Origin of the sequence: Actinomadura luteofluorescens, from assembly GCF_013409365.1 — a bacterium.
Classification (GTDB): Bacteria; Actinomycetota; Actinomycetes; order Streptosporangiales; family Streptosporangiaceae; genus Spirillospora; species Spirillospora luteofluorescens.
Genome location: NZ_JACCBA010000001.1, coordinates 350,125 through 374,794, shown reverse-complemented (window position 1 = coordinate 374,794; position 24,670 = coordinate 350,125). Strand labels below are relative to the sequence as shown.

General features: G+C 73.2%; 20 protein-coding genes. 8 read left to right on the top strand and 12 right to left on the bottom strand.

Features of this window, described 5'->3' with window-relative positions:
• Position 1: 1 nt before the first annotated feature.
• From BJY14_RS01690 to BJY14_RS01680, 3 genes are all read right to left on the bottom strand, one after another.
• Entirely contained in the window at positions 2–1,219 is a 1,218-nt protein-coding gene (locus BJY14_RS01690) for a putative PEP-binding protein (RefSeq protein WP_179841942.1), read from the bottom strand.
• A gap of 158 nt (positions 1,220–1,377) precedes the next feature.
• On the bottom strand, positions 1,378–3,240 hold the full coding sequence (locus BJY14_RS01685; protein WP_312879772.1) for an FAD/NAD(P)-binding protein: 1,863 nt from the start codon (positions 3,238–3,240) through the stop codon (positions 1,378–1,380).
• A gap of 317 nt (positions 3,241–3,557) precedes the next feature.
• The gene (locus tag BJY14_RS01680; RefSeq protein WP_179841941.1) at positions 3,558–4,220 is read right to left on the bottom strand and encodes a TetR/AcrR family transcriptional regulator; all 663 of its coding nucleotides are present in this window, start codon (positions 4,218–4,220) and stop codon (positions 3,558–3,560) included.
• 578 nt (positions 4,221–4,798) lie between these two features.
• Between BJY14_RS01680 and BJY14_RS01675 the strand changes: the two genes are divergently transcribed.
• Positions 4,799–5,488 (top strand): NAD(P)/FAD-dependent oxidoreductase, encoded by a 690-nt coding sequence (locus BJY14_RS01675; protein ID WP_179841940.1) that lies wholly within the window; start codon positions 4,799–4,801, stop codon positions 5,486–5,488.
• Here BJY14_RS01675 and BJY14_RS01670 read toward each other — a convergent pair.
• Positions 5,485–6,663: an ROK family transcriptional regulator gene (locus BJY14_RS01670; protein ID WP_179841939.1), complete on the bottom strand. Its 1,179-nt coding sequence runs from the start codon at positions 6,661–6,663 to the stop codon at positions 5,485–5,487. The genes BJY14_RS01675 and BJY14_RS01670 overlap by 4 nt on opposite strands.
• Positions 6,664–6,813: 150 nt before the next feature.
• On the opposite strand from BJY14_RS01670, the gene BJY14_RS01665 reads away from it, so the two are divergent.
• Complete coding sequence (locus tag BJY14_RS01665) at positions 6,814–10,305, top strand: alpha-N-acetylglucosaminidase TIM-barrel domain-containing protein (RefSeq protein ID WP_179841938.1); 3,492 nt, start codon at positions 6,814–6,816, stop codon at positions 10,303–10,305.
• An 8-nt stretch (positions 10,306–10,313) separates the two neighbouring features.
• Here the strand turns inward: BJY14_RS01665 and BJY14_RS01660 are convergent, their stop codons facing one another.
• The gene (locus BJY14_RS01660; protein WP_179841937.1) at positions 10,314–11,135 is read right to left on the bottom strand and encodes an SAM-dependent methyltransferase; all 822 of its coding nucleotides are present in this window, start codon (positions 11,133–11,135) and stop codon (positions 10,314–10,316) included.
• A gap of 310 nt (positions 11,136–11,445) precedes the next feature.
• Here BJY14_RS01660 and BJY14_RS01655 point away from each other — a divergent pair, with 310 nt between their 5' ends.
• Together BJY14_RS01655 and BJY14_RS01650 are read left to right on the top strand one after the other, a co-directional pair.
• On the top strand, positions 11,446–12,282 hold the full coding sequence (locus BJY14_RS01655; protein WP_307809873.1) for an SAM-dependent methyltransferase: 837 nt from the start codon (positions 11,446–11,448) through the stop codon (positions 12,280–12,282).
• 55 nt (positions 12,283–12,337) lie between these two features.
• Complete coding sequence (locus tag BJY14_RS01650) at positions 12,338–13,864, top strand: class I adenylate-forming enzyme family protein (RefSeq protein ID WP_179841936.1); 1,527 nt, start codon at positions 12,338–12,340, stop codon at positions 13,862–13,864.
• 38 nt (positions 13,865–13,902) lie between these two features.
• On the opposite strand, the gene BJY14_RS01645 is transcribed toward BJY14_RS01650, so the two are convergent.
• A complete protein-coding gene (locus BJY14_RS01645) occupies positions 13,903–14,469 on the bottom strand; it encodes a hypothetical protein (protein WP_179841935.1) in 567 nt (188 codons plus the stop codon).
• Between the two features lie 1,276 nt (positions 14,470–15,745).
• On the opposite strand from BJY14_RS01645, the gene argG reads away from it, so the two are divergent.
• Entirely contained in the window at positions 15,746–17,194 is a 1,449-nt protein-coding gene (gene argG / locus BJY14_RS01640) for an argininosuccinate synthase (protein WP_179841934.1), read from the top strand.
• A 189-nt stretch (positions 17,195–17,383) separates the two neighbouring features.
• Here the strand turns inward: argG and BJY14_RS01635 are convergent, their stop codons facing one another.
• Complete coding sequence (locus tag BJY14_RS01635) at positions 17,384–18,130, bottom strand: aquaporin (RefSeq protein WP_179841933.1); 747 nt, start codon at positions 18,128–18,130, stop codon at positions 17,384–17,386.
• Between the two features lie 111 nt (positions 18,131–18,241).
• Positions 18,242–18,796, bottom strand: coding sequence for an Rv1733c family protein (locus tag BJY14_RS01630; protein WP_179841932.1), 555 nt, complete (start codon positions 18,794–18,796; stop codon positions 18,242–18,244).
• A 110-nt stretch (positions 18,797–18,906) separates the two neighbouring features.
• Here BJY14_RS01630 and BJY14_RS01625 point away from each other — a divergent pair, with 110 nt between their 5' ends.
• Positions 18,907–19,764: a universal stress protein gene (locus BJY14_RS01625; protein WP_246395752.1), complete on the top strand. Its 858-nt coding sequence runs from the start codon at positions 18,907–18,909 to the stop codon at positions 19,762–19,764.
• Between the two features lie 7 nt (positions 19,765–19,771).
• On the opposite strand, the gene BJY14_RS01620 is transcribed toward BJY14_RS01625, so the two are convergent.
• Complete coding sequence (locus tag BJY14_RS01620; protein ID WP_218904995.1) at positions 19,772–20,362, bottom strand: TetR/AcrR family transcriptional regulator; 591 nt, start codon at positions 20,360–20,362, stop codon at positions 19,772–19,774.
• A gap of 92 nt (positions 20,363–20,454) precedes the next feature.
• On the opposite strand from BJY14_RS01620, the gene BJY14_RS01615 reads away from it, so the two are divergent.
• The gene (locus BJY14_RS01615; RefSeq protein ID WP_179841931.1) at positions 20,455–21,114 is read left to right on the top strand and encodes an HAD family hydrolase; all 660 of its coding nucleotides are present in this window, start codon (positions 20,455–20,457) and stop codon (positions 21,112–21,114) included.
• Here the strand turns inward: BJY14_RS01615 and dmpG are convergent.
• From dmpG to BJY14_RS01600, 3 genes are read right to left on the bottom strand one after another with little or no spacing between them, the layout of a single operon-like run.
• Positions 21,109–22,140, bottom strand: coding sequence for a 4-hydroxy-2-oxovalerate aldolase (gene dmpG, locus BJY14_RS01610; RefSeq protein ID WP_179841930.1), 1,032 nt, complete (start codon positions 22,138–22,140; stop codon positions 21,109–21,111). The two genes, BJY14_RS01615 and dmpG, sit on opposite strands and share 6 nt — an antisense overlap.
• Positions 22,137–23,033: an acetaldehyde dehydrogenase (acetylating) gene (locus BJY14_RS01605; RefSeq protein ID WP_179841929.1), complete on the bottom strand. Its 897-nt coding sequence runs from the start codon at positions 23,031–23,033 to the stop codon at positions 22,137–22,139. Before BJY14_RS01605 ends, dmpG begins: the two co-directional genes overlap by 4 nt.
• Positions 23,030–23,827 (bottom strand): 2-keto-4-pentenoate hydratase, encoded by a 798-nt coding sequence (locus BJY14_RS01600; protein ID WP_179841928.1) that lies wholly within the window; start codon positions 23,825–23,827, stop codon positions 23,030–23,032. Before BJY14_RS01600 ends, BJY14_RS01605 begins: the two co-directional genes overlap by 4 nt.
• Positions 23,828–23,922: 95 nt before the next feature.
• Here BJY14_RS01600 and BJY14_RS01595 point away from each other — a divergent pair, with 95 nt between their 5' ends.
• Positions 23,923–24,669, top strand: a complete 747-nt coding sequence (locus tag BJY14_RS01595; protein WP_179841927.1) for an IclR family transcriptional regulator — start codon at positions 23,923–23,925, stop codon at positions 24,667–24,669.
• Position 24,670: the final 1 nt, after the last annotated feature.

Here is a 24,670-nt window from a genome sequence, read left to right as displayed (position 1 = left end):
GCTAGGCCGCCTGCCGCCCGGCGAGGTGCCGCAGCTCGGCGGCGCACATCATGAGCCTGCGCACCGGAAGGTGCCGCACGTAGTGGTCCAGGTCGGCGCCCAGCGCGAACACGTGCACCGGGGTCCCGGCGGCGCGGCCGGAGCCGACGGCCTGGCGCAGCGCGGCCAGGACCGCCGGATGCCGCGTCTGGTAGACCGAGGAGACCAGGTGGTTGCCGCGGTCGGCCGCGAGGTAGAACTGGATCAGGTCCTTGGTGCCGACGAACAGCTCGCCGGCCCCGGAGGCGCAGAAGTCGGCCGCCGAGTGCACGGCGGCCGGCGTCTCGACGAAGACGGCGAGCGGCGTCTCCCGCCCGAGGCCGAGGAACCGCCGCAGCCGCACGTACTCGTCCCGGTCGTTGATGAACGGAACGGCGAAGCGCACCCGGTCCGCGTCCGCGCCCAGCCGGTCCCGCAGCCGGCTGCGCAGCGCCCGGAAGGCGTGCGGGTAGCGGTGCTCCCGCAGCAGCCACCGGGCGCCGTGCCGGCCGAGTTCGGGGTTCGGCTCGTCGTGCACGTGGTCCCCTGAGGTGATCTTGGCGGCGTCGTCGGAGCGCAGGTCGAGGAGTCTCATGATCAGGCGCTGGCCGGGCAGGAGCTCGCGCACCATCGGGCACAGCTCCGACGCCACGGCGGCGCCGTAGCGCTCGGCCTCGCGGGCTCCCGCCCGGAGCGCGTCGATGGGGCTCAGGCCGGCGGAGAAGCAGACGAACTCCTCGCGGATGAAGAAGGAGTCGGCGTGCTCGACGCGGGGCGCGAGGGCGTTGGTCGCCCGGATGTCGGCGGTGTCGGTGACGACCACGCAGATCGACTCGATGTCGCCGAGCACGGCGGCCGGGCAGCGCGGGGCGGGTTCCGCCGGTGCGGCCTCGCCGAGGACGACCGCCGCGCGGTCGAGCAGGACCGTGGCCTCGCCGGCGAGCGCGTCCAGTTCGGACGGGGCGACCCGCAGCACGGGAATTCCGCGCGAGCGGCAGAGGGACTGCATGTGGCCGGTCCGGCCGCCTTTCGCGCAGATCACGGCGGAACTGGTGATGATGGCGTCGTAGAGTTCGGGGCCGAGTTCGTCGACGACCAGAATGGCGTCGCCGACCGGTCTTCCACTGCGATTGCAGATTCCCCGGACGGATCGCTGGTGTGAGTCGACGAGCACGACCCCTGGTACTTCGCGAGGGCTCACGGACGTCCTCTCTCTCGCCGGTCCCCGGTTGGCGATGAGGGCCCGACCGCACGCGAAGGGCGATTCGCGGTCAGGCCCGTCCCGGGGCGGAGCATGGTTAGAGAGTGGCAGCCGTCGATAAGGGAACGCACCCCTCGAATGCCGATGCGCCTTTTCGGTTAACCCGATTCCGGAGGCCTGTCGAGTTCGAGCAGCGAGCGGAGATCCCGCGGCGTCACCGACAGGTCGTTGAGCCTCGCCGCGGCGGCGGCGTTCACGACGGAGCGCAGCGCGCCGTCCGGCACGGGGGCCTCGCCACCGGCGGTCACGGCGTCGCGCAGGACGTCGAGGCCGTTCGCGAGGCGCGCCGCCAGGTCCTCGCGGTCGCGGCGCCGCCGGGCGGCCATCCGGCGGACGTCGAGCCGGACCGCGCGGGCGAACGCCGCGCGCACCGCGTCGTCCCCGCCGTGGTTCATGGCCTTGGACGCGGTTTCGGTCGGTTCGTCGTAGCGGGATTCGAGGTGGCGCAGCACCGTCGCGGCGACCCCGACCGAGTGGTTCTTGATCGCGGCGAGGTTGAACGTGAACGCGCCCATCCGGCCGTACCGGGTGATCTCGTCGCCCTCCCGGGGGCAGCCGACCACGGTGATCGGGCCGGTCCGCGCGCCGGCCGGTCCGAGGAGGAAGCCGTCGCCGTCCACCTCGACGCCGCGCCCGGTCCGCCGGTGCCGCGCGGCGAGCCCCCCGCGCAGCAGGTTGCGCCAGAGCGCCGAGCCGACCCGCCCGTAGTCGGTCTCCCGCCCGAAGTTGGAGATCACGAGGTCGGCCTCGACCGTCCGTCCCGGCGCCGGCCCGGACACCGCGACCCGCAGGGTTCCGGACTCGGTGGCGGTGATCCCGCCGACCGCGCCAGTGGTGAGGACGACCTGCCCGCCCTCGGCCATCGCCGCGTCGACGAGTTCGGTGATGGCGGGGACGGCGCTCACGCGCAGCGTGGCCAGCAGGCTGCCGTACCTGTCGAGGAGCGCGCGGAGGTCGGCCGAGGGGATCCGGGCGAGGACCTCGGGCAGGTGGGGCTCCCAGGACTTGGCGATGCGCTCGCTCACGACCGCGGGCGCCACGCCGGGATGCCGCCGGGCGACGAGGTCGCGGGCCCGCTCCCACTCGTCCCTGAGGAGCCGGACGAGCTCGTCGCATCCCTCGTACCCGTCCGCGCTCAGCCGCGGAGCCGGCAGGTCGAGGACGTGGTGGCGGTGGTCGGCGGGGTAGGTGCGCAGCGTCAGCCCGGACCGCGAGATCATGTGGATCTTTCCGGTGTGGCCGTGCCGCAGCAGGAGCGAGGCGGAGTCGTACGCGCTCAGCAGGGTGCCGATGATGGCGACCTCGGCGTCCGGGCGCAGGCCGAGGATCCGCTTCATCCCCTGTTCGGAATAGGGGTGCCGGACGAAGCAGGGGTGGTCCGCGACGCCGGCCGCGAACGGCAGCTCGCGTTCCTCCAGGCCCGTGGCGAGGACGACGTGGTCGGCCTCGATCGTCGACGGACCCGGTTCGGCGCCGGAACGCGGCGGCGAGCGCCTCTCCACGGCGACGTCCACGCGCCCGTCGCCGACCGCGATGTCGACCGCCTCGCCGTCGGTCTCGAGTAGCTCGACGCCGTCCGACGCCTCGCGGGCGGCGTCGGCGAGGCGGGTGCGGAGGTAGTCGGCGTAGAGCCGGCGGGGCGCCGGTCCGGACTCGGTGAAGGTGACGCCGCTCCATCGCGGGGGCCAGCCGGTCCGGTCGGCCTCGGTGTTGGCCCAGTCCACGAAATCGTCGACGTCCTCCCGGAACATCGACATGCGGCCGGCCTGGATATTGAAGACATGGTGCCAGTGGTTGCCCGCGCGGTGATAGGCCACGCCCGCAGCGCGGTATTCGGGCCGCCGCTCTATCAGGACCACCTGTAAAGGTTCGCGGGCGAACTGCATGAGACGGATGGCGGTGGCGGTTCCGGCTAAACCCGCTCCGACGATGACGACCCTTCGGGGCCTGGAAAAGCCCACGTCACTACCCCCGCCCGCACCGAACGGCCACAGAGAATTCTCTTCCCATCGAGAGTAGCGCGCATAATCGCCCGGGCTCAACGGTTCACCAGACGAGCGAGCGGCGCATATTCGCATGACGGCCGCCCGGCACCGAGGCCAATCCATCGGCGTTCCCGCCGGAAAGTCGGCCTCCGAGGAAAGGCCCGCCTCGACCGCCATTCGCTATATGAAATATTAGTGAATGGCTCGCGCGGGCGAAGGTGATCCACGCGTGCGGGAGCCGCGTCACGTGGGCGGGGACGCGCCGGAGCGGCGACCGCCCGGCGTCCCGGGCGCTATCGGTTTGCCGGGCGCCGGTCGCCGTGCGGTGGCGCGGGCGTCGTGCCGTAGACCGTGAGCCAGATCGTCCGGGCGAGGGTGCGCGCGATTCCCTCGTCTCCCGCGCCCTCGTCGTGGTGGCAGTGCGCCGAGATCGTCCGCTCCACGGTCCAGATCAGCACCTGGGCCGTCGGCCGCACGTCCATCTCCGGGTCGACGGTGCCCGCCCGCCGCTCCCGCTCCAGCCGGTTCTGCACGACGGCGGCGAACCGCCGTATCCGCTCGCGCCAGAACTCCGCGACCTCCGGGTCGTACCCGGCGACCTCGGCCAGGGCGTGCAGGACGCGGCGGTGCTCGCGGTACGCGGCGATCATCTGCCGCATGGCGCGGGCGACGCCGTCGACCCCGTCGGAGTGGTCGGCCCGCCACCAGATGACCGCCTCGCCGAACAGCGCGTCGACCGCCTCGTCGGCCAGCGCGAGGAGCAGGCGGCTCTTGTCGGGGAAGTGCAGGTAGAGGGTGGAGCGCGCCACCTGCGCGCGCTCGGCGATGCGTTGCACGGGCAGCTCGGTGTAGGGCGTGCCGTCGGCCATCATCTCCGCCGCCGTCCGCAGCACCCGCCGCCGGACGTCGTCGCGCCGCTCCCGGATCTTCCTGCGCGGCTGGGTGGTGGTCGCCATGGGCGCAGCGTACCGCCCCGAGGCCCGGATCGGACAGTGTGTCGACACAATGCTTGACACGATCCGGGGACCGAATCAGTCTCGGTTTCCATCGCACGACCAGCCGGGGGCCGGACGTCACGGGGGCTCAGCCGAGGAGGCGGCGACCAGACGATGTACTGGAGCGCGCCCGTCGCGACGAGCCGGGTCCGCGGCTGGCTCCGCCCGCCCGGCGCGTCCTCGCGCATCAGCGTGGACGGGTGGCGCGATTACCACGACCACAACTGGGGCCGGTTCAGCGTCGTCGACCAGCGCTACTCCGGCTGGGAGTGGGGCGTCTCCCACGAGCCCGACGGGACGGCCACCCTGCTCGGCGGCGTGGTGAAAGGGCGACGGGACCTGGCAGGGCGTGGTCGGCCGCGTCACCGGCTGCGAGACCTACGGGTGCATGACCACGATCAGCCTGTCGCGCCGTGGTGGGAGTTCGTGCGCGCCGAGGGCAGGTCCGGCGACTACCGGGCGATCGTGGCGCGGTTCCTGACGCGCGGGCTCGTGGCGGTGAAGGAGGAGGGGTCGCCAGCACCCGGACGGTCGGCGCGATGGGGGAGGCGTTCCTGCTGGCGGGGCTCGGGCTCGGGCTCGGCGCCGACGGCGGCCTCGCCCGCATGCTCGACGCCCCCACCAACGAGGCGTGGATCGACCCGTGGGTCCGCCACCTGCGTGACCGCGGCGTCCGCTTCGAGGTCGGCCAGGCCGTCGAGGCGCTGGAGACGGGCGGCGGGCGCGTCCGCTCGGTCCGGGTCGTGGACGCGGCGGGCCGCCGCCGCTCCGCCGACTGGTTCGTCTGTGCGGTGCCGGTGGACCGCGCCCGGACGCTGCTGTCCCCTGACGTCCTCGCGCTCGACCCCGGCCTCGCGACGATGCGGAACCTGCGCACCGAGTGGATGAACGGGCTGCAGTTCTTCCTGCGCCGCAGCCCGCGCGGACTCGACCAGGAGGTCAACTTCATGGACTCGCCGTGGCAGATCACGGCGGTCCTGCAGAGCAGGCTCTGGGACCGCGACTTCTCCCGCGACTACGGTGACGGCCAGGTCGCCGACTGCCTGTCCCTCGACGTCTCCGACTGGGACACCCCCGGGATCCTCTACGGCAAGCCCGCCAAGAAGTGCACGCGGGCGCAGATCAGCCGCCCGAGCTGGACGGCCTCAAGAGGCTCGACGCCCAGCGCTACCGCTCCGGCCTGCCCAATCTCTTCGACACGGTTCCCTGATGACCTCCGGCCGTCCTAGACGGTGAGGCGGCGCCAGACCTCGTCGAGGGCCAGGTGCAGGGCGCCGGTGAGGACGGTGTCCTCGGCGAGACCGGAGAACTCCACGGCCGGAGGGGTGAGGGTCAGCTCGGCCAGGTGCCGGGTGATGGCGCCGAGCAGGACGGGCCCGGCGCGGGCGACGCCGCCGCCGATCACGACGGTGCCGGGGTCGAGGACCAGCACGGCGGGGGCGATCGCCTGCGCGAAGGTCGCGGCCACGGCGTCCACGATCCGCCGGGCGACGGCGTCGCCCGCGGCGGCCGCGGCGAAGACGGCGGCGGCGTCGGGCTCGCCGTCCCGCAGGGCGGACTCGGGGTGGCGGCGGGCCGCGCGGCGGGCCCGCGCGGCGATGGCCTCGGCCCCGATGGTGCGCTCCAGCGGGCCCCGCCCGTCGCCGGTCTCCGGGACGCGGCCGGGCGGGCGGATGAAGCCGATCTCCCCGGCGGCGCCCGAGCCCCGGTGGAGCCGGCCGTCGATCACGACGCCCGCGCCCAGGCGCTCGCCCCACTGCACGGCCAGCAGGGTCCCGCGCTCCCCGGCGACGGCCAGGGCGGCGAGGTTGGCGTCGTTCTCGACCTGGACGGGGCAGTGGAAGCGGTCGCGCAGGTGGCCGGAGAGGTCCACCGACGTCCAGCCCGGGACGCTCGGCGCCAGCAGGACGCGCCCTGCGCCGGGGTCGACGATGCCCGGCGTGGCGACCACCACGCCGGCGATCTCGTCCGCGCCGAGATCCGCCTCCTGGAGGGCGCGCGCGACCACCTCGTCGACCGCGCGCAGGAGGTGACCGGCCTCGCTGCGCCCGACCGGGCGCCGCACGGACGCCAGCCGCCGGGCGGCGAGGTCGCCGACCCCCGCGCTGACCGTGTGGGGGCCGACGTCGAGCCCCAGCACGGGCGCGGCGCGGCCCCGCAGCGAGACGCGCACGGCGGGGCGGCCGCCGTGCCGCGAGGCGGTGGCGGGGTCGTGCTGCTGGAGCCAGCCGGCCTCGACCAGGTCGTCGACCGCCTGCCCCACGGTGGGGCGGGTGAGCCCGGTCAGCTCGACGAGTTCGGCCAGGCGCAGCGGATCGGGCGCGCGCTCGCGCACCGCCCGCAGGACGGCGGCGGTGTTGAGGCGGCGCAGCACCGGGGTGCCGACCGCGCGATCCTCTCCCATGCCCCTCCAGAAGATCGCGGACGGCCCCTTGACCGCGGGACCCGGCGCCCTCATGATGAAGGCCGCTCCAGTTTTTCAACGAGCTTAACAAACCTCGCGGTGGAGGTGTCCGCCATGGTCCCGGGCCGACGAACCGAAACCGGTGGCCGCTTGCGGTCGGCCGCCGTCCTGCTGGTCGCGCTGCTGGCGGTCTCGCTGACCGCGGTGGCCCCCGCCGCGGCGCGCGACGCGGAACCGGCGGCCCGCGCCACCGGACCCGCCGCCCGCGCGCTGGAGCGGCTCCTCGGCCGGGGCGGGGCCGGCCAGGTCGAGCTGCGGACGATCCCCAAGGGCACCGGCCCCGACCGCTTCCGGGTCTCCGCCGAGCGCGGGCGCCTGGTCGTCGCCGGCACGTCCCCGGCCGTCCAGCTCACCGGGTTCGGCCGCTACCTGCGGGAGGTCGCGCACGCGAACGTCGCGATCGGCGGGACGCAGCTCGACCTGCCCGCGCGGCTGCCGCTGCCGTCCGCGCCGATCGAGGCGGACTCCTCGGTCGTGCACCGGTTCGCGCTCAACGACACCAACGAGGGATACGCCGGCGCGTATCTGAGCTGGGAGGAATGGGAGCGCCGCATCGACGCGCTCGCGCTGCTCGGCATCAACGAGGTCCTGGTGTACGAGGGGCAGGACGCGGTCTACCAGCGGACGTTCCAGCAGTTCGGCTACAGCGCCGCGGACATGCGCGCCTGGATCCCGCAGCCGGGCCACCAGGCGTGGTGGCTGCTGCAGAACATGTGCTGCACCGACTCGCCGATCTCCCAGCAGCTCCTCGACCGGCGCGCGGCGCTCGCCCGGCGCATGGTCGACCGGCTGCGCGAGCTGGGCATGACGCCTGTGCTTCCCGGCTACTACGGCACGGTCCCGACCGACTTCGAGTCCCGTAACCCGGGGGCGAACACCGTCCCGCAAGGCACCTGGAACGGCCTGGAGCGCCCCGACTGGCTCGACCCGACCGGGCCCGAGTTCGGCAAGGTCGCGGCGGCGTTCTACAAGGCGCAGACCCAGCTGTACGGGGCGAGCACGATGTACAAGATGGACCTGCTCCACGAGGGCGGGCGGGCCGGGTCCGTGCCGGTGCCCGAGGCCTCCCGGGCCGTGCAGGACGCCCTCGAAGCGGCGCATCCCGGTGCGACCTGGGTGATCCTCGGCTGGCAGAACAACCCCCGCAAGGAGACCCTCCAGGCGGTCGACCGCTCGCGCATGTTCATCGTGGACGGCATCACCGAGCAGCCCGACGTCACCGACCGCGACAAGGACTTCCTCGGCACGCAGTACGCGTTCGGCACGATCTGGAACTTCGGCGGCCACCAGAACTTCGGCGCCGGCCTCACCGTGTGGAACGAGAAGTTCCACGCCTGGCGCGCCAGGCAGGGCACGGCCATGAACGGCATCGCGCTGATGCCCGAGGCCATCGACAACAACCCCGCGGCGGTGGCGTTCTTCGCCGACATGCCGTGGCGGGACGGCCCGGTCGACATGGAGGCCTGGTTCGACGAGTACGCCACCGCCCGCTACGGGGCCGCCGACCCGCACGCCCGCGCGGCCTGGCGGATCATCGGCCGGACCGCCTACGCGTGGCCCGCGGGCAAGGACACCCGGCACGTGACCGGCCTGTTCGACGACCAGCCGAGCCTCACCACCACCGGGACGCCGCTGCAGTACGACCCGGGCGAGTTCGAGAAGGCCCTGCGCGAACTGCTCGACGTCGATCCGCGGCTGCGGCGCTCCGGCGCGTACCGCTACGACCTCGTGGACGTCGCCAGGCAGGTCCTGGCGAACCGCGGCAGGCTGCTCCTGCCGAAGATCCGCGCCGCCTACCGGGACGGCGACCGCGCCGCCTTCGCGCGGCTCACCGGCCGGTGGACGAGCGAGATCCGCCTCATGGACGACGTCCTCGGTACCGACCCGCACTTCCTCCTCGGCACCTGGCAGCGCGAGGCGTCCCGGCAGGCGGCGGACTCCAGGGAGGCGGCGACCCTCGACTACAACCTCAAGTCGCTGGTCACGCTGTGGGAGAGCGGCAGCCCCGGCCTCCAGGACTACGCGCGCCGCGAGTTCAACGGGCTGGTCGGCGGCTACTACGCCGAGCGCTGGAAGCTGTTCTTCGACGAGCTCGGCAGCGCCATGAGGACCGGCGCGGAGCCGAAGCGGATCGACTGGCGCGCCTTCGCCGAGCGCTGGGCGCGCGCCGGCACCCGCTACGCGGCCGAGCCGCACGGCGACGCCCACCGGCTGGCGCGGCGGGTGGCCGAGGAGCCGGCGGGCGCACTGGCCCTCGCCACCGGCCGCAAGGGCGTCGAGCCGGGCGGCGCCGTCCGCGTCACCGCGACGTTCACCAACGAGTCGGCGCTCAGCGAGGCCCGGCAGGTGCGCGTCAGGCTGGACGCGCCCGCGGGCTACAAGGTCGCGGCGGAGTCCGGCCCCGCGGGCGACGTCGCCCCCGGCAGGACCGCCACCGCGACCTGGACGGTGACCGCGCCCACCGACGCGGAACCCGGCGCCCTGCCGAGCCTGGACGCCACGGTCTCCTGGCGCACCGCCGGAGGCGACTCCGAGCAGGCGAGCGCGCACTCCCTCCTCATGGTCGGCGGCGGCACGGTGGGGGCGCCCTACAAGAACTTCGCCTCGACCGCCGCCGAGTTCGCGCGGTCAGGCGACACGGTCGGCATCGCCGCAGGCGGCAAGGACATGTGGGGCGACACGAACGAGTTCGCGACCGTCTACAGGGACGACGGGCTGACCCCGGGGCACGCGGTCTCCACGAAGGTGAGCATGCTGGACGGGTCGTCCGACTGGACGCGGGCCGGACTGGTCGCGAGCGACGACCTCTCCCGCACCGGGTCCGCCGGGTACGCCTCCATCGCCGTGACGCCCGCGCACGGGTGCGTCTTCTCTTACGACGCCGACGGCGACGGCCGCCTCGACCACTACACCGAGGTCGGCGGATTCACCGCCGGCGAGGTCCGCGTGCGGCTGAGCAGGGACGGCGACCGGATGACGGGGGCGTGCGGCTCCGACGGCGAGAACTGGGCCGTGGTCGGCTCCGGCACCGTTCCCGGCGCGGCGGGCGCCCAGGACGTCGGCATGTTCGTCAGCGCGGTGAACGCCCACACCGCGCAGGAGGCGATCGCGCGATTCGACGGCGGCATCGCGGCCTCGCCCGGCACGTCCCGGGACGGGTCGGGCGACCCGCTGCAGAGCCTCCGCAAGCCGGTGACGGCGATGTCCTCCGAGCCCGGACGGCCGCCGGAGGCCGCCAACGACGGCAGCCGCGCCAACTCGCCCTACTGGGGCGGCCAGATGACCTACGGCGAGAACTGGTGGCGGGTCGACCTCGGCGCCGTCAACGACGTCTCGCGCGTCAACGTCCGCAACTACGTCGACGGGACCCGCTACTACACCTACCGGCTGGAGGGCAGCCTCGACGGCGAGCACTGGTTCACCCTCGGCGGGCGCAACGGGCCCCGCCCCGCCGCCGACGCGGGCGACACCATGACGACCGAGGCCAGGGCCCGCTACATCCGGGTGGTCGGGTCCGGCAACACCGCCAACCTCACCTTCCACCTCACGGAGGTGAGCGCGTACGGCACTCCGGCCGGGTGAGGGGGCTCTCAGGGCTTGCGCCCGACGCCCCCGACGCTCCAGATCGGCCTGGACGACTCGATGGTCTCGTGCTCGGGACGCCACAGGGGGAGGTAGACGACGCCGGGCTCGATCAGGTCCCAGCCGGAGAAGAGCTTCTCCACCTCGGCCCTGGTCCGGACGTTCGAGCGCGGCGTGCCGCGGATCGCGTGGGTCTCCTGCTGGTAGAGGAAGGCGAGCCTGGCGGTGACCTCCGGGCACAGGTCGCTGACCGGATGCGAGATCGCGATGTGGCTGCCCGGCGCCATCAGCTCGCCCAGCCGCCGGACGCTCCGCGCCGCTTCCTCGTCGTCGGGAATGGTGTAGAGCACGTGGAAGAACAGCAGCGCCGTCGGCTGGTCGAGGTCGATCAGGCGGCGCAGGTTGGGATGGTGCGCGATCCCTTCGGCGTCCCGCATGTCGGCCTCGACGACCGTGGTGCGGGCGTCCCCTCCCAGCAGCGCCTGCGCGTGGACGCGCACCACCGGATCGTTGTCGACGTAGACGACCCGGCAGTCCGGCGCGACTGCCTGAGCGATCTGGTGCACGCTTCCCTGGGTGGGCAGGCCGGTCCCGATGTCGAGGAACTGGCGGATCCCGGCCGCGGCGAGGAACCGGACGACGCGGTCCAGGAACTTGCGCCCCTCGCGCGCCAGGACCGGCAGTTCCGGCGCCAGCTCGATCGCCTGGAGCGCCGCCTGCCGATCCGCGGCGTAGTTGTCCTTGCCCCCGAGCAGGTAGTCGTGCATCCGGCTCTCGTTGGGCGCCGACGGATCGAAGGTCTGCGGCTCGTGCCCCGCGGGGGAGGGCATGGCTTCTCCCTTCAGCTGACATCCGAGCGGTGACGCGCGGCCCCCGCTAGGAATCGCCCAGTATGACACGCTACTTTCCGGTACGCCCGACATACCCGGGGCAGGCGCCCGCCCGGGCGAGCCGATCGTCAGCACCGCGCCGCCGCGCGGAGCGCCTCCAGGCCCCGCGCGATCGGCGGCCGCATCTCGCTGCTCGTCCGGCCCCTCGCCCCCTGGCGGGCGGGGCGCGCCCGCCGGACCGAATCGTGATCGGTCGTTCTCGTGGACCGGTCCTGCCGCGCCGGCGCAGACCGTACAGTGTGATGTGAAGATGATCAGCATGGGCGGCCGGCAGGGAGGCACGGTGGCAGGCGAGCGGCTTCGGCCAGGCGGATTCGACCCGAGCGTGCCGAACATCGCTCGCATGTACGACTACTACCTCGGCGGCAAGGACCACTACGAGGCCGACCGCCTCCGCGCCGAGGAGGCCAAGTCCGCCGACCCCACCCTGATCACCCTGATCAAGGAGAACCGGGCCTTCATGGGCCGCGCCGTCCGGTACATGGCCGAGCAGGGCATCGACCAGTTCCTCGACATCGGCACCGGGCTGCCCACCCAGCAGAACGTCCACCAGATCGCCCAGTCGGTGAACCCCGCCGCCCGCGTCGCCTACGTCGACTACGACGGCCAGGTCGTCGCGCACGGACGGGCGATCCTCGCGGACTCGCCCGGCACCCGGATGGTCCAGGCCGACATCCGCCGCCCCCGCGAGATCCTGGAGCACCCTGAGATCACCCGGCTGCTGGACTTCGCGAAGCCGGTCGCGCTGCTGACGATCGCCACCCTGCACTTCATCCCGGACGCCGACGACCCGCCCGGCATCATGGCCGAGCTGCGCGACGCGCTCGCCCCCGGCAGCCACATGGCGATCACCCACGCCTCCGCCGACGGCGTGCCCGACATCGTGGCGAAGGTCGTGGAGGTCTACAAGAGGACCAACGCGCCCGGCACGCCGCGCAGCCTGGACCAGGTGACGGGCCTGTTCGGCGACTTCGCACTGGTCGACCCGGGCCTGGTGTGGGCGCCGCTGTGGCGGCCCGAGCGCCCGGTCGCCCTCGAGGAGGCCCTGCCGATCTGGTTCTACGCCGGAGTCGGCCGCAAGCTCTGAGGTGTGCGTGCACGACCGCTCCCTGACGAATGCCACCGGGACGAGGGAAGGCGACATGCGGGCAGTGACGGTCGGAGGGGCGCTCAAGGCCGCGGCGACGCGGGACGAGGCGTTCCTGTTCGACGGCGACGACACCATCACGTACAGCGCGTTCGACGAGCTGGCCGACCGGGTCGCGGCGGGCCTGCTGGCCCGCGGCGTCGGGCCGGGCGACCGCATCGGCCTGCTCGGCCCCAACACCTCGCAGTGGCTCGCGGTGTTCTTCGGCGCCGCCCGGATCGGCGCCGTGGTCGTCCCGCTCAACGTCCGCTACCGGGAGCGGGAGCTGTCGTACATGCTGGGGCAGAGCGGCGCCCGGCTCGTGGTCAGCGTCGACGCCGTGCCCGAGTTCGACTTCGCCGCGTACTTCGCGGCGTCCGGCATCCCCGCCGTGCACTTCGGCGCGGGCTTCGACGCCCTCGCCTCCGCTCCGGCGCCGCCGTCCCTCGCCGAGGTCCGCGACGCGGTGGACGCGGACGACCCGCTGATGATCCTCTACACGTCCGGCACCACGGGACGTCCCAAGGGCGCCGTCATCACGCACCGCGGCATCCTGGCCTCGGCCCGGGCCCAGGCCGACCACTTCGGGATGTCCGGCGAGGACGTCCTGCTCGGCCACCTGCCGTTCAACCACGTCGGCGGCATCACCTGCACCATCATGGCCGCCCTGGTCAGCGGCGGCTCGGTCGCGCTGCTGCCCGCGTTCTCCCCGGACGCAGCGCTGCGCGCCGTCGAACGCCACCGGGTGACGTTCCTCGGCGCCGTCCCCACGATGTACGTGCTGATGCTGGGCCGCCCCGACTTCGCCGAGCGCGACGTCTCGTCCGTCCGGCTGTGCATGGCGGGCGGGTCCAACGTGGAACCCGCGCTCGCCGCCGCGATCCGCCGCGGCTTCCCCGAGGCTCCCCTCTACGGCCTCTACGGCCTGTCCGAATCCTCGGGCGCCTGCGTCCTGTCCCCGACGGACGACGACCCCGAGACGGTCTCCCGGACCCTCGGCGCGATCATCGGCGACTTCGAGGCGCGCGTGACCGCGCCCGACGGCGCCGTGCTGCCGCCGGGCGAGACCGGTGAGCTCCAGATCCGCGGCGCCTGCGTCGCCGCCGGCTACTGGGACATGCCGGACGAGACCGCCGAGGTCTTCCTGCCGGACGGCTGGCTCGCCACCGGGGACATGGTCGCCCTGGAACCCGACGGGCACCTGGTCCTGCGCGGGCGGAAGAAGGAGATGTACATCCAGGGCGGCTTCAACGTCTACCCGGTCGAGATCGAGAACGTCCTGACCGCCCATCCGAAGGTCGCGATGGCCGCCGGGATCGGCGTCCCCGACGCGGTTCTCGGCGAGGTCGGCCGCTTCTACGTCGTCCCGCGCCCGGGCGCCGAGCCGCCCACCGCCGGCGAACTGACCGCCTACTGCCGCGACCGCCTGGCCGACTACAAGGTCCCGCGCCAGTTCGTCATCACCCCGGACGTCCCGCTGACCCCCGTCGGCAAGATCCACAAGGCCGTCCTCAGGGACCGCGACGCCGCCGCCCCGAACTGAGCCCGGCGCCGGGGAGGAGCGGCCTCCCCGGCGCCGGGCTAGCTGTGCGCGTGGACGTCGAGGATGGCCTGGGCGAGGGTCTCCGAAGCGGGCGCGTTGACGAGCCTCCACTGCGCGGCGCAGGGGATGAGGGCCCACCATTCCTTGGTGTGGGTGCCCCACCAGCACAGGACACCGAAGCGGGCATGGAGGTAGGCGATCGTCTCGGTGTGGTGCGTGCCGGGGTCGGGCGGCGGGACCGGAAGCGCGACGCCGTCCCCCACCGGACGGCGTGCCCGGGCGGCGAGCGCGGCCGCCACGTAGGGGGTGAGGATCCGGGTGATCCGCCCGGCGGCGCGGGCCGGGTCGGTGTGCGGAGCCAGATCCTCCCCGGTGCTCGACCGGTACCACCAGGTGTCGGACGTCGATCCGGGGGCGAGCGTGACGCTCTCCCCGAACCCCGGGACGACCGGGTCGAAGACGCGCACGAGCGGGAGGGGCCCGTCGTAGCGCGGTTCGGCCTTCCAGCCCTCCCGGACGACTTCCTGTGCAAGCCGGTCAAGATGGCTTGTAATGGAGGAAGTCGAGACTTCGGCGTGCAGATTCTTCGGTTCGATCCACCCCATTACCGGCGCACCCACTTACGGGGGTCGGGTCTCGGACGGCAGGCCGCGCGGCTGAGCTCGTTGGTGAGCGCCTTGCGGAGCTCTTCTGCCGTGCTGCATATAACGGTCGGGTCAATGCCGGCCTTTGGGTCGTGCAGGGTGGCGACCCAGTCGCCGAGCCTTCCGTCGTAGCGCGTGGCGCGCCAGATTCGGTGGCCTTGGAAGTCCTCGCGGAGTCGGGCTAACGCCTGGTCAGCGGGGTTGACGGGCGTGTCCATGATCAGTTCAAGCTTCCGTTGGTGTGGTTGCTCTCCGTTACCGTCCCCAATCTTCCCGTGACCGGGTCGACTTTTGGAAGAGCGGGGAGCCCAACAGATGGAAAGCTCTCGGCGCCGTTAGAAAACACTTCGCTTTCGGGTCGCCCGAGTTTCCCGTCTCCGCCGCCCCGCAACCGCGGGGTTCCGCGTACCTCCGACTGCTTTGGCGGTGAACGCCTGTTTGCCGAACCGATTCCATCTCGTTTCCCTCCGTTCCGTGCAATCCGGTGCAACCGGACAATTCTCCGTCGGGTGGCGGCGCGTTGAGGATCACTGGAGTCGGACCGGGGCTCGGGCAGATCCACAATGGAACGCCTCCTCCGCTCGTGCGACCGGCTTCCGGCAGCGCCAAGAACCAGGGAACGCGAGGCCGTGCGGAATGTAAAGCGATCGGCCACAAGCGGCCATTCTCAGGTTTCGGAATGGCGCATTACGGTCATTCCCATTTCGGTTGTGAAACTTGCGCGGCAAGTATTGGTGCCAGGGTCGATGAGTATTAACCGGCCGCGGGAGGATGGGCATCCCGGTGGAATGAATGCGCGACGAATGAAGCGTCGCGCATTGAGGCATGCGCCCGCGCCGCTTCGCGTACTTGCGTTCGCGACCGCCCGCCTGGTAGGCGGCGAACCGTGAAAGACGAATGATCCGCGGGTGCGAAACCGGTGCGAACTCAGAGGTAGGTGATTGAGCGGAGTCTTCGGGACCGTGGTGATACCGCCGCCCGCACGGGGGCGGGACGACTCGCCGGGTAAGAAACGGGACGGCATCCGGTCAAGTCCAGTCAGTGGATGTGCGGCACGTCTTTCGCCGTGCGGCATCGCGGTCGGCGCGGCGCCGGCCGGCACGCTGATTCCCTTCGTCGTATGGACCGCACGCCGGGCCGGGGGGAGGGCGTCTCCGTCCGGCCGGGCCGGCCGGGGGCACGGACGGTCGCCGCCCCCACGTTGCATGTTCATGCAGGAGTGTGCATACTTGTGCTCATGTCCAAAGTGCTGACCTCCCTGCCCGTCGGTGAGCGCGTCGGGATCGCCTTCTCCGGTGGCCTCGACACTTCGGTGGCGGTCGCGTGGATGCGCGACAAGGGCGCGGTGCCGTGCGCCTACACCGCCGACATCGGGCAGTACGACGAGCCCGACATCGCCTCCGTGCCCGGCCGCGCCGCCAAGTACGGGGCGGAGGTCGCGCGCCTGGTCGACTGCCGGGCCGCCCTCGTGGAGGAGGGGCTCGCCGCCCTGGCCTGTGGCGCGTTCCACATCCGCTCCGGCGGCCGCAGCTACTTCAACACCACCCCGCTCGGACGCGCCGTGACGGGGACCCTCCTGGTCCGCGCCATGCTGGAGGACGACGTCCAGATCTGGGGCGACGGCTCGACGTTCAAGGGCAACGACATCGAGCGGTTCTACCGGTACGGGCTGCTGGCCAACCCGTCCCTGCTGGTCTACAAGCCCTGGCTCGACGCCGACTTCGTGACCGAGCTCGGCGGCCGCACGGAGATGTCGCAGTGGCTGCTCGCCCGCGGCCTGCCCTACCGGGACAGCACGGAGAAGGCCTACTCCACCGACGCCAACATCTGGGGCGCGACCCACGAGGCCAAGGCGCTGGAGCACCTCGACGCCGGGATCGAGACCGTCGACCCGATCATGGGCGTCCGGTTCTGGGACCCCGCCGTGGAGATCCCCGCCGAGGACGTCGTGATCGGCTTCGAGCAGGGCCGCCCGGTGACGATCAACGGCAAGGAGTTCGGGTCGGCCGTCGACCTGGTGCTGGAGGCCAACGCCATCGGCGGGCGGCACGGCCTCGGCATGTCCGACCAGATCGAGAACCGCGTCATCGAGGCCAAGAGCCGCGGCATCTACGAGGCGCCCGGCATGGCGCTGCTGCACGCGGCCTACGAGCGGCTCGTCAACGCGATCCACAACGAGGACACCCTCGCCACCTACCACAGCGAGGGGCGGCGGCTCGGCCGGCTCATGTACGAGGGGCGCTGGCTCGACCCGCAGGCGCTGATGCTGCGCGAGTCGCTGCAGCGCTGGGTGGGGACGGCCGTCACCGGCGAGGTCACCCTGCGGCTGCGGCGCGGCGAGGACTACTCCGTCCTCGACACCACCGGGCCCGCGTTCAGCTACCACCCCGACAAGCTGTCCATGGAGCGCACCGAGGACTCCGCCTTCGGCCCCGTGGACCGGATCGGGCAGCTGACGATGCGCAACCTCGACATCGCCGACTCGCGCGCCAAGCTGGAGCAGTACGCCGGGCTCGGCATGGTCGGCAGCTCGCACCCGGCCCTGATCGGTGCCGCGCAGGCGGCCTCCACCGGGCTGATCGGCGCGATGCCTGCGGGCGGCGCCGAGGCGATCGCCTCCCGCGGCAAGGACTCCCGTGACGCCGAGGTCCTCGACCGCGCCGCCATGGAGTTCGGCACCGACTGACCCGCGCCCCGGCAACCATCGGGAGCCAGGGCCTGGTCTCGGTCGCGCGCGAACGCGTGAACTGCCCGGTGCGGCGGAGCCGGAGGCGATCTGCACCGGGCAGATCGCGAAGCGATGCCGCGTCCGCCCAGGCCCGGTCACGTAGCGAGCCGCCAGTCGAGCGGAGTGGGCTGGGACTCTGAAACACAGCTAGGGGGTCTCGTCGTCCTCTACGGGGGGAAGCGGGGTCTCCTTCTCCGGTGGCCCGACGAAGCTGTGCAGCGCCGCGGCCACCACGGCTCCCACCAGGGGCGCGACGATGAACAGCCACACCTGCGACAGCGCCGTCCCGCCGAGGACGACGGCCGGGCCGAGGCTGCGGGCCGGGTTGACCGAGGTCCCCGTGATCGGGATGCCGATGAGGTGGACGGTCGTGAGGGCGAGGCCGATGCCGACCCCGGCGACCGACGGGATGGCCGCCGTGCTCGTCATGGACAGCACGATGAACACGAACAGGGCGGTCAGGACGACCTCGGTGAGGAACGCCCCGCCCATGTCGACGCGGATGAGGCTGGCGTCGCCCCACCCGTCCGCGCCGAGGCCGGTCACGGAGCGGGAGTAGAGCGGCGAGCCGGAGAAGGTCGCCCAGAGCAGGAGCGCGCCCAGGATGCCGCCGGCGAACTGGGCGAGCCAGTAGCCGACGGCGTCGATCGGCGGGATCCGGCGGGCGAGCAGCACGCCCAGCGTGACGGCCGGGTTGATGTGGCAGCCCGAGATCGGCCCGATCGCGTAGACCAGGACGAGGAGCACCAGGCCGAAGGCCAGCGCCGTCGCGACGACGCCCGCCGAGAGGCTGCGCCCGGCGACCCCGAAGCCGAACGACAGGGTCGCCACTCCCACCGCGAAGTACACCAGGAGCAGCGTGCCCACGAGCTCCGCCGCGATCCTCCTGAACACGTTCTCCCCTTCCCCCGAGGATCCGATGCCGTCGGCCTACCCCCGCGGGCGAGGAAGATCGTCTCAGGGTGATCGCCGTGACCCAGAAATGGGGACGGCTTGGGGAACCGGTCAGGCGTGCTGCGCCAGGCTGGTCCAGCTCTCGTCCCAGAGGGCGTCACGGCGGCGGTTGCAGCGGCGGCGGGCGAGGAGGTAGGCGGCCAGCAGGGGGACCCCCACCGCGAGGGCGGCCGTGGCCGCGGCGACGGCGGTGGTGGCCAGGGTGGCGGTGCGGGTCTGGGGGTGCTGGACCGGATCGCCCGCCGCGTCCACCCAGACGCGCTGCTCCATGCCCGGCCTGACGGACTTGTCGGCGGGGACGACGGTGGTCCGCGTCCGGCCGTCGGGGGACGTCCAGGCCAGCTCGGCGTAGGTGTGCCGCACGCCCGCGCCGCCCTGGGAGTCGGTGTGGACGACCTGCGCCGTGACGCGGTGGACGTTGCGGTGCTCGGCCCGGACGCCGCTGCGATAGGCGTCGACGGCCAGGAGCACGGACGCGGGCGGGGCGAGCACCGTGAACAGCACCGCGGCGGCGACGCCGACCGCCCACTGGCGGCGGTCGACGGCGCGCCGCAGGTCGTTGCGGTCGAAGCCGAAACGGCGGCGGACCCGTCCTAGCCTTCTCATTGCCTCCTCCTCTTCCTCCTTCGTCCGTGACATTAATGGCTCCGGGAAGCGGTCGGGCACGCGCCTCTTCTGGTGCCGCGGCGGAACGCGCAGACTGGCAGGAGGAGGACATGGACATGACGGGCGTGGAGAGCGACGACCAGAAGCACGTCCTGTTCGGCTACGACGGGACGTCGGAGAACGACACGGCGCTGCGCTGGGCGATCGAGGAGGCCCGGCTGCGCGGCCTCGACCTGGTGGTGTGCCACTGCTGGCACTGGCCCTACCCGGAGGGGCACGAGGACCCGCACGGCGAGGCGGTCATGAGGCGGGCGGGGAAGAACCTGCTGGAGCGCGGCACGCGGCGCGCCCGCGAACTGGGGGCGACCGGCGCGGTGCGCGGCCGCCTCGTCCGCGGCCCTGCCCGCGGCGCGCTGCTGCGCGAGTCCCGCGACGCGGAGCTGACGGTGGTCGGGGCCCCCGAGCGGCTGGACGAGGGCGCCGGGGTGCTGGAACTCGCGGCGCGCTCCTCCCGCCCGATGGTCGTGGTCAAGGACGGGGCGGGCCCCCGCCGGGTCGTCGCGGGCGCGGACGGGACGAGCTGGTGCGACCCGGCGCTGGGCTTCGCCGCCGCCGAGGCGGCGCTGCGCCGGTGGGAGCTGCGCGTGCTGTACGCGTGCTGGGAGCCCGCCGCGGTCGACGCGGACGAGCTGGCGCTGTTCCACGACAGGGAGCTGCTGGAGAAGACGCGGGCGGCGGAGCTGGAGGCGGCCGTGGCGCCCTGGCGCGCGCGGTACCCGGAGCTCGACATCCGGGTCTCGCTGCTGCTGGAACGCCCCCTGGAGGCGCTGTTCGGCGCCGCGGACGACGCTGGGCTGCTGGTGCTCGGCGACCGGGGCGCCGGGATCGCCCCGCTGGGCTCGACCAGCACGGCGGTGCTCCGGCGGGCCCGCCGGGCCGTCGCGATCGTCCCCGCGCGCCCGGACTGAGCGCCGGTCAGGGATCGCCGGCCAGGGCCTCGGTCGCGTGCAGGGCGGGGTCGGCCGGCAGGTCGGGGTCGAGGATCAGCTGGAGCATCAGGCCGTCCAGCACCGCGGTGAAGAGCATGGCGGTGCCCTCGCGGCGCTCGGCGGGCCAGCCGGGGCGCAGGTGCTCCAGCCGCGCGGCGATGCGGGCCCGCACGTCCCGCGCCCAGTCCCGCCGCTCGGCGCCCATCCGCGGGTCGCGCAGCGCCCGGACCAGCAGCTCGGCGGCGAGCCTGAGGTTGCGCTCCCCGGCGAGCATGTCGAGGACGCGCTCGCGCAGCGCCCGCAGCGCGGCCTCGGTGTCCGGCGCGGCGACCAGCGCGTCCACCACCGGGTCGACGATCGTCTCGCTGACCCGCTGCGCGACGGCGACGTGCAGCCCGGGCAGCCCGTTGAAGTAGTGGTGCAGCAGCCCCGGCCGGATCCGGGCCCGGTCCGCGACGGCCCGGGCCGTGAGCGCGGCCCAGCCGCCCTCGGCGAGCAGGTCGAGACCGATGCCCACGAGCTGCTCCCGGCGTGCCAGGCCGCGGGGCGTCGACGCGCGGGGCTCCTCGTGGGTCATCACGCCACGCTATCCCAACGCTTGCACCCTGCAACCGTCGAGATCATCGCGCGTCCCCGGTTCCCCGGGGCCGGACGGGGTAGGGCCGCCGCATGATCGATGCGGTGCTCTTCGACGTCGACGGCACGCTGGTCGACACCAACTACCTGCACGCCGCCACCTGGTGGCAGGCGTTCCTCCAGCACGGGCACACCGTCCCCATGGCGGACGTGCACCGGGCGGTCGGCATGGGTTCGGACAAGCTGCTGGACCAGCTGCTCCCCGGCGACCGGGACCGGGACGCCGACGACGGGATCCGCACGGCGCACACGGCCCTGTACGCGCAGTACTGGTCGCGGCTCCAGGCCTTCGACGGCGCCGCCGACCTGCTGCGGGCCTGCTCCGGCCGCGGGAACCGCGTCGTGCTCGCCAGTTCGGCCGCCGCGCCCGAGCTGAAGGCGCTGCGCGCCGCGCTGGACGCCGACGACGCGATCGACGAGGCCACCTCCGGGTCGGAGGTGGAGGCGACCAAGCCGGCGCCCGACCTCGTCCAGCTGGCCCTGGAACGGGCCGCGGTGCCCGCCGACCGGGCCGTGTTCGTGGGCGACACGCGCTGGGACGTCGAGGCGGCCCGGCGGGCGGGGATGCCGTGCGTGTGCGTGCTCACCGGCGGCTGGAGCCGCGCCGAACTGGAGGAGGCGGGCGCGGCGGCCGTCTACGACGACCCCCGCGCCCTCCTGGACGATCTGGACCGCGGCCCGCTCGCGCTATGACGCGCGGTCGCGCTCGGCGGCGAGCTGGAGCGCCACGTCGATGATCATGTCCTCCTGGCCGCCGACGTAGCCGGCCTCGCCGACCTTCTGCAGGATCTCGTGCGCCGGGACGCCGTAGCGCTCGGCGGCCCGCTCGGCGTGCAGCAGGAAGCTGGAGTACACGCCCGCGTACCCCTGCGTGATCGCGCCGCGGTCGGCGAACGGCAGCCGGTGCAGGAACGGCTTCACCACGTCGTCGGCCGCCGCCAGCGCGCCCTGCACGTCCACGCCCGTCGGGACGCCGAGCCGCTCGAACGTCGCGACCAGCACCTCGGTGGGGGAGTTGCCCGCCCCCGCGCCGAGCGCGCACAGCGCGCCGTCGATCTGCCGGGCGCCGTTCTGCTGCGCCAGGACGGAGTTGGCGACGCCGAGGGAGAGGTTCTGGTGGCCGTGGAAGCCGACCTGCGCCTCGTGCCCGATCTCCTTGACCAGCGCGCTGATCCGTTCCTGCGCCTCGCCGAGCACGAGGGCGCCCGCGGAGTCGACGACGTAGACGCACTGCGCGCCGCCGTCCACCATGATCCGGGCCTGCCGCGCCAGCTCCTCCGGGCCCACCCGGTGCGACAGCATGAGGAACCCGACGGTCTCCATGCCGAGGTCGCGGGCGGCGGCGAAGTGCTGCAGCGACACGTCCGCCTCGGTGCAGTGCGTGGCGACGCGGGCGACGGACGCGCCCGCGTCGTGCGCCATCTTCAGGTCGTGGACCGTGCCGAGGCCCGGCAGCAGCAGGACGGCGATCTTGGCCCGGGTCGCCTCGTCCACGGCGGCGGCGACGAGCTTGACGTCGTCCTCCAGCGAGAAGCCGTAGTTGAAGGACGATCCGCCGAGACCGTCGCCGTGGGTGACCTCGATGACCTCGACCCCCGCGGCGTCCAGGGCGTGCACGACGCCGCGGACCTGCTCCTCGGTGAAGCGGTGCGCCATCGCGTGGCTGCCGTCCCGCAGCGTCGAGTCGGTGATCCGGATCTTCTCGGTGACGTCGCTCATGAGGAGGCCTTCCTACGCGCGAGCTGCTCGCCGACCCTGGCGGCGGCCGCGGTCATGATGTCGAGGTTGCCGGCCCACGCGGGCAGGTAGTCGCCGTTGCCGCGCACCTCCAGGAACACCGCGACGCGGGCCATCCCGTTCCAGATGTCGCGGGGCTCGTCGAACTGCGGCTCGACGCGCAGCGTGTAGCCGGGCACGTACGCGGCGACCTCCGCGACCATCTTCTCGATCGACTCGGAGACGGCCCTGGTGTCGGCGTCGGACGGGATCGCGCAGAACACCGTGTCCCGCATGATCATCGGTGGGTCCACCGGGTTGAGGATGATGATCGCCTTGCCCCGGCCCGCGCCGCCGACCTGCTCGATCGCGCGGGCCGTGGTCTCGGTGAACTCGTCGATGTTCGCGCGGGTGCCGGGCCCGGCCGAGCGGGACGCGATCGACGCGACGATCTCGGCGTACGGCACCGGCACCACGGAGGACACCGCGTGCACGATCGGGATCGTCGCCTGCCCGCCGCAGGTGATCATGTTGAGGTTGGGGGCGTCCGAGAGCGAGTCCAGGTTCACCGGCGGGCACACCAGGGGGCCCGCCGCGGCCGGCGTCAGGTCGATCGCCGTGATCCCCGCCTCCTCGTAGCGGGGCGCGTTGGCCAGATGGGCCTTCGCCGACGTCGCCTCGAACACCAGGTCGGGCAGCACGGGCTGCTTCAGCAGCCAGTCCACGCCCTCCGCCGACGCCTCGACGCCCATCCTGCGGGCGCGCTCCAGGCCGTCGGACTCCGGCACCACCCCGACCATCGAGTGGACGTCGATCAGCTCGCTGCGCTGGAGCTTGACCAGCAGGTCGGTGCCGATGTTCCCCGGCCCGACGATCGCCGCCGTCAACTTGCTCATGCCTGTTCCCTCCTTCCGAACCGAGCGGTCACGGAACCGATTCCGGCGAACGTCGCCGTCAGCGTCTGTCCGGGCGCGACCGGCACGGCCGCGGTGATGGAGCCGGGCAGCACCACGTGCCCGGCCTCCAGGCTCACGCCGCGCTCGCCGAGGACGTTGGCCAGCCAGACCAGCGCGTTGATCGGCGATCCGAGGACCGCGCCGCCCGCGCCGGTGTCGATCAGGTCGCCGTCGCGGCGCAGCAGGCAGCCCATCAGCGACAGGTCCTGGTCGTCCAGGCGGACCGGGCGGGTGCCGAGCACGACGCCGCCGCTGGAGGCGTTGTCCGCGATCGTGTCCGGCAGGGTGATCTTCCAGTCCGCGATGCGGGAGTCGATCACCTCCAGCGCGGGCAGCACGTAGTCGACGGCCGCGACGGCGTCCGCCGCCGTGGCGCCGGGCCCGGCCAGCGGGCGACCCAGCACGAACGCGATCTCCGGTTCGATCCGGGGCTGCAGGAACCGGCCGGTGTCGATCGGGGCGCTCTCCGGCAGGAACATCGTGTCCAGCAGCACGCCGAAGTCCGGCTGGTCCACGCCCATCTGGCGCTGCATCGCCGCCGAGGTCAGGCCGACCTTGTGGCCCTTGACGCGCGCTCCGGCGCCGGTCCACGCCGTGACCTGGGCGAGCTGGACCGCGTAGGCGTCGGCCACCGACATGTCCGGATGGTCCTTCGTCAGCGGCGCGATGGGAGTGCCGGTGGCGTACGCGTCGAGCAGCGCGGCCGCGGCCTTCTCCACTGAACCCGGGTCCATGGGGCCGTCCTTTCGTTCGTATGGGCAGGCCGAGCCTCTCCCGCCCGGGGCCCCGCGGGCAACGCGGACGTCCCGCGTGGTGGGACACTGGTTTCATGCCGCCCGTCCCGTCCGAGGAGAGCTTCCTGCGCCGCGTCGTCGCGGTGCTGTCGGCGTTCCGCCCGGAGGACGACGGCCTGGGCGCCGCCGAGCTGGCCCGCCGCAGCGGCCTGCCGAAGTCGACCGCGCACCGCATCGCCCTCGACCTGGTGGACGCCGGGCTGCTGGAGCGCCGGGGCCCGCGGGTGCGGCTCGGCCTGCGGCTGTTCGAGATCGGGCAGCGGGTGCCGCGCCAGCGGGTGCTGCGCGACGCCGCCGTCCCCTACATGTCGGACCTGCGGGAGGCGACCCGGCAGACCGTCCATCTCGCGGTGCTGGAGGGCGGCGAGGTCGTCTACGTGGAGATCCTCGGCTCCTCCGGCGGCCCGCGGCTGCCGTCGCAGGTGGGCGGGCGGCTGCCCGCGCACGTGACGGGGGTGGGCAAGGCGATCCTCGCGTTCTCCCCGCCGGAGGTGGTCAAGGGCGTGCTGGAGTCGGGGCTGGTCAAGGTCGGCGAGCGCAGCGTGACCGCGCCGGGGCTGCTCGCCCGGGAACTGGAGACGATCAGGCGGGAGGGCGTCGCCTACGACCGGGAGGAGTCCGGCAGCGGCATCGTCTGCGCCGCCAGCCCCGTCCTCGGCCCGGACGGCCTGGTCCTCGGCGCGCTGTCGGTGTCGGGCTGGGCGACGCGGATGCGGCTCGCCGCGGTCGCGCCGGCCGTCCACACCGCCGCGCTCACCCTGTCGCGCACGCTGGGCGGCTAGG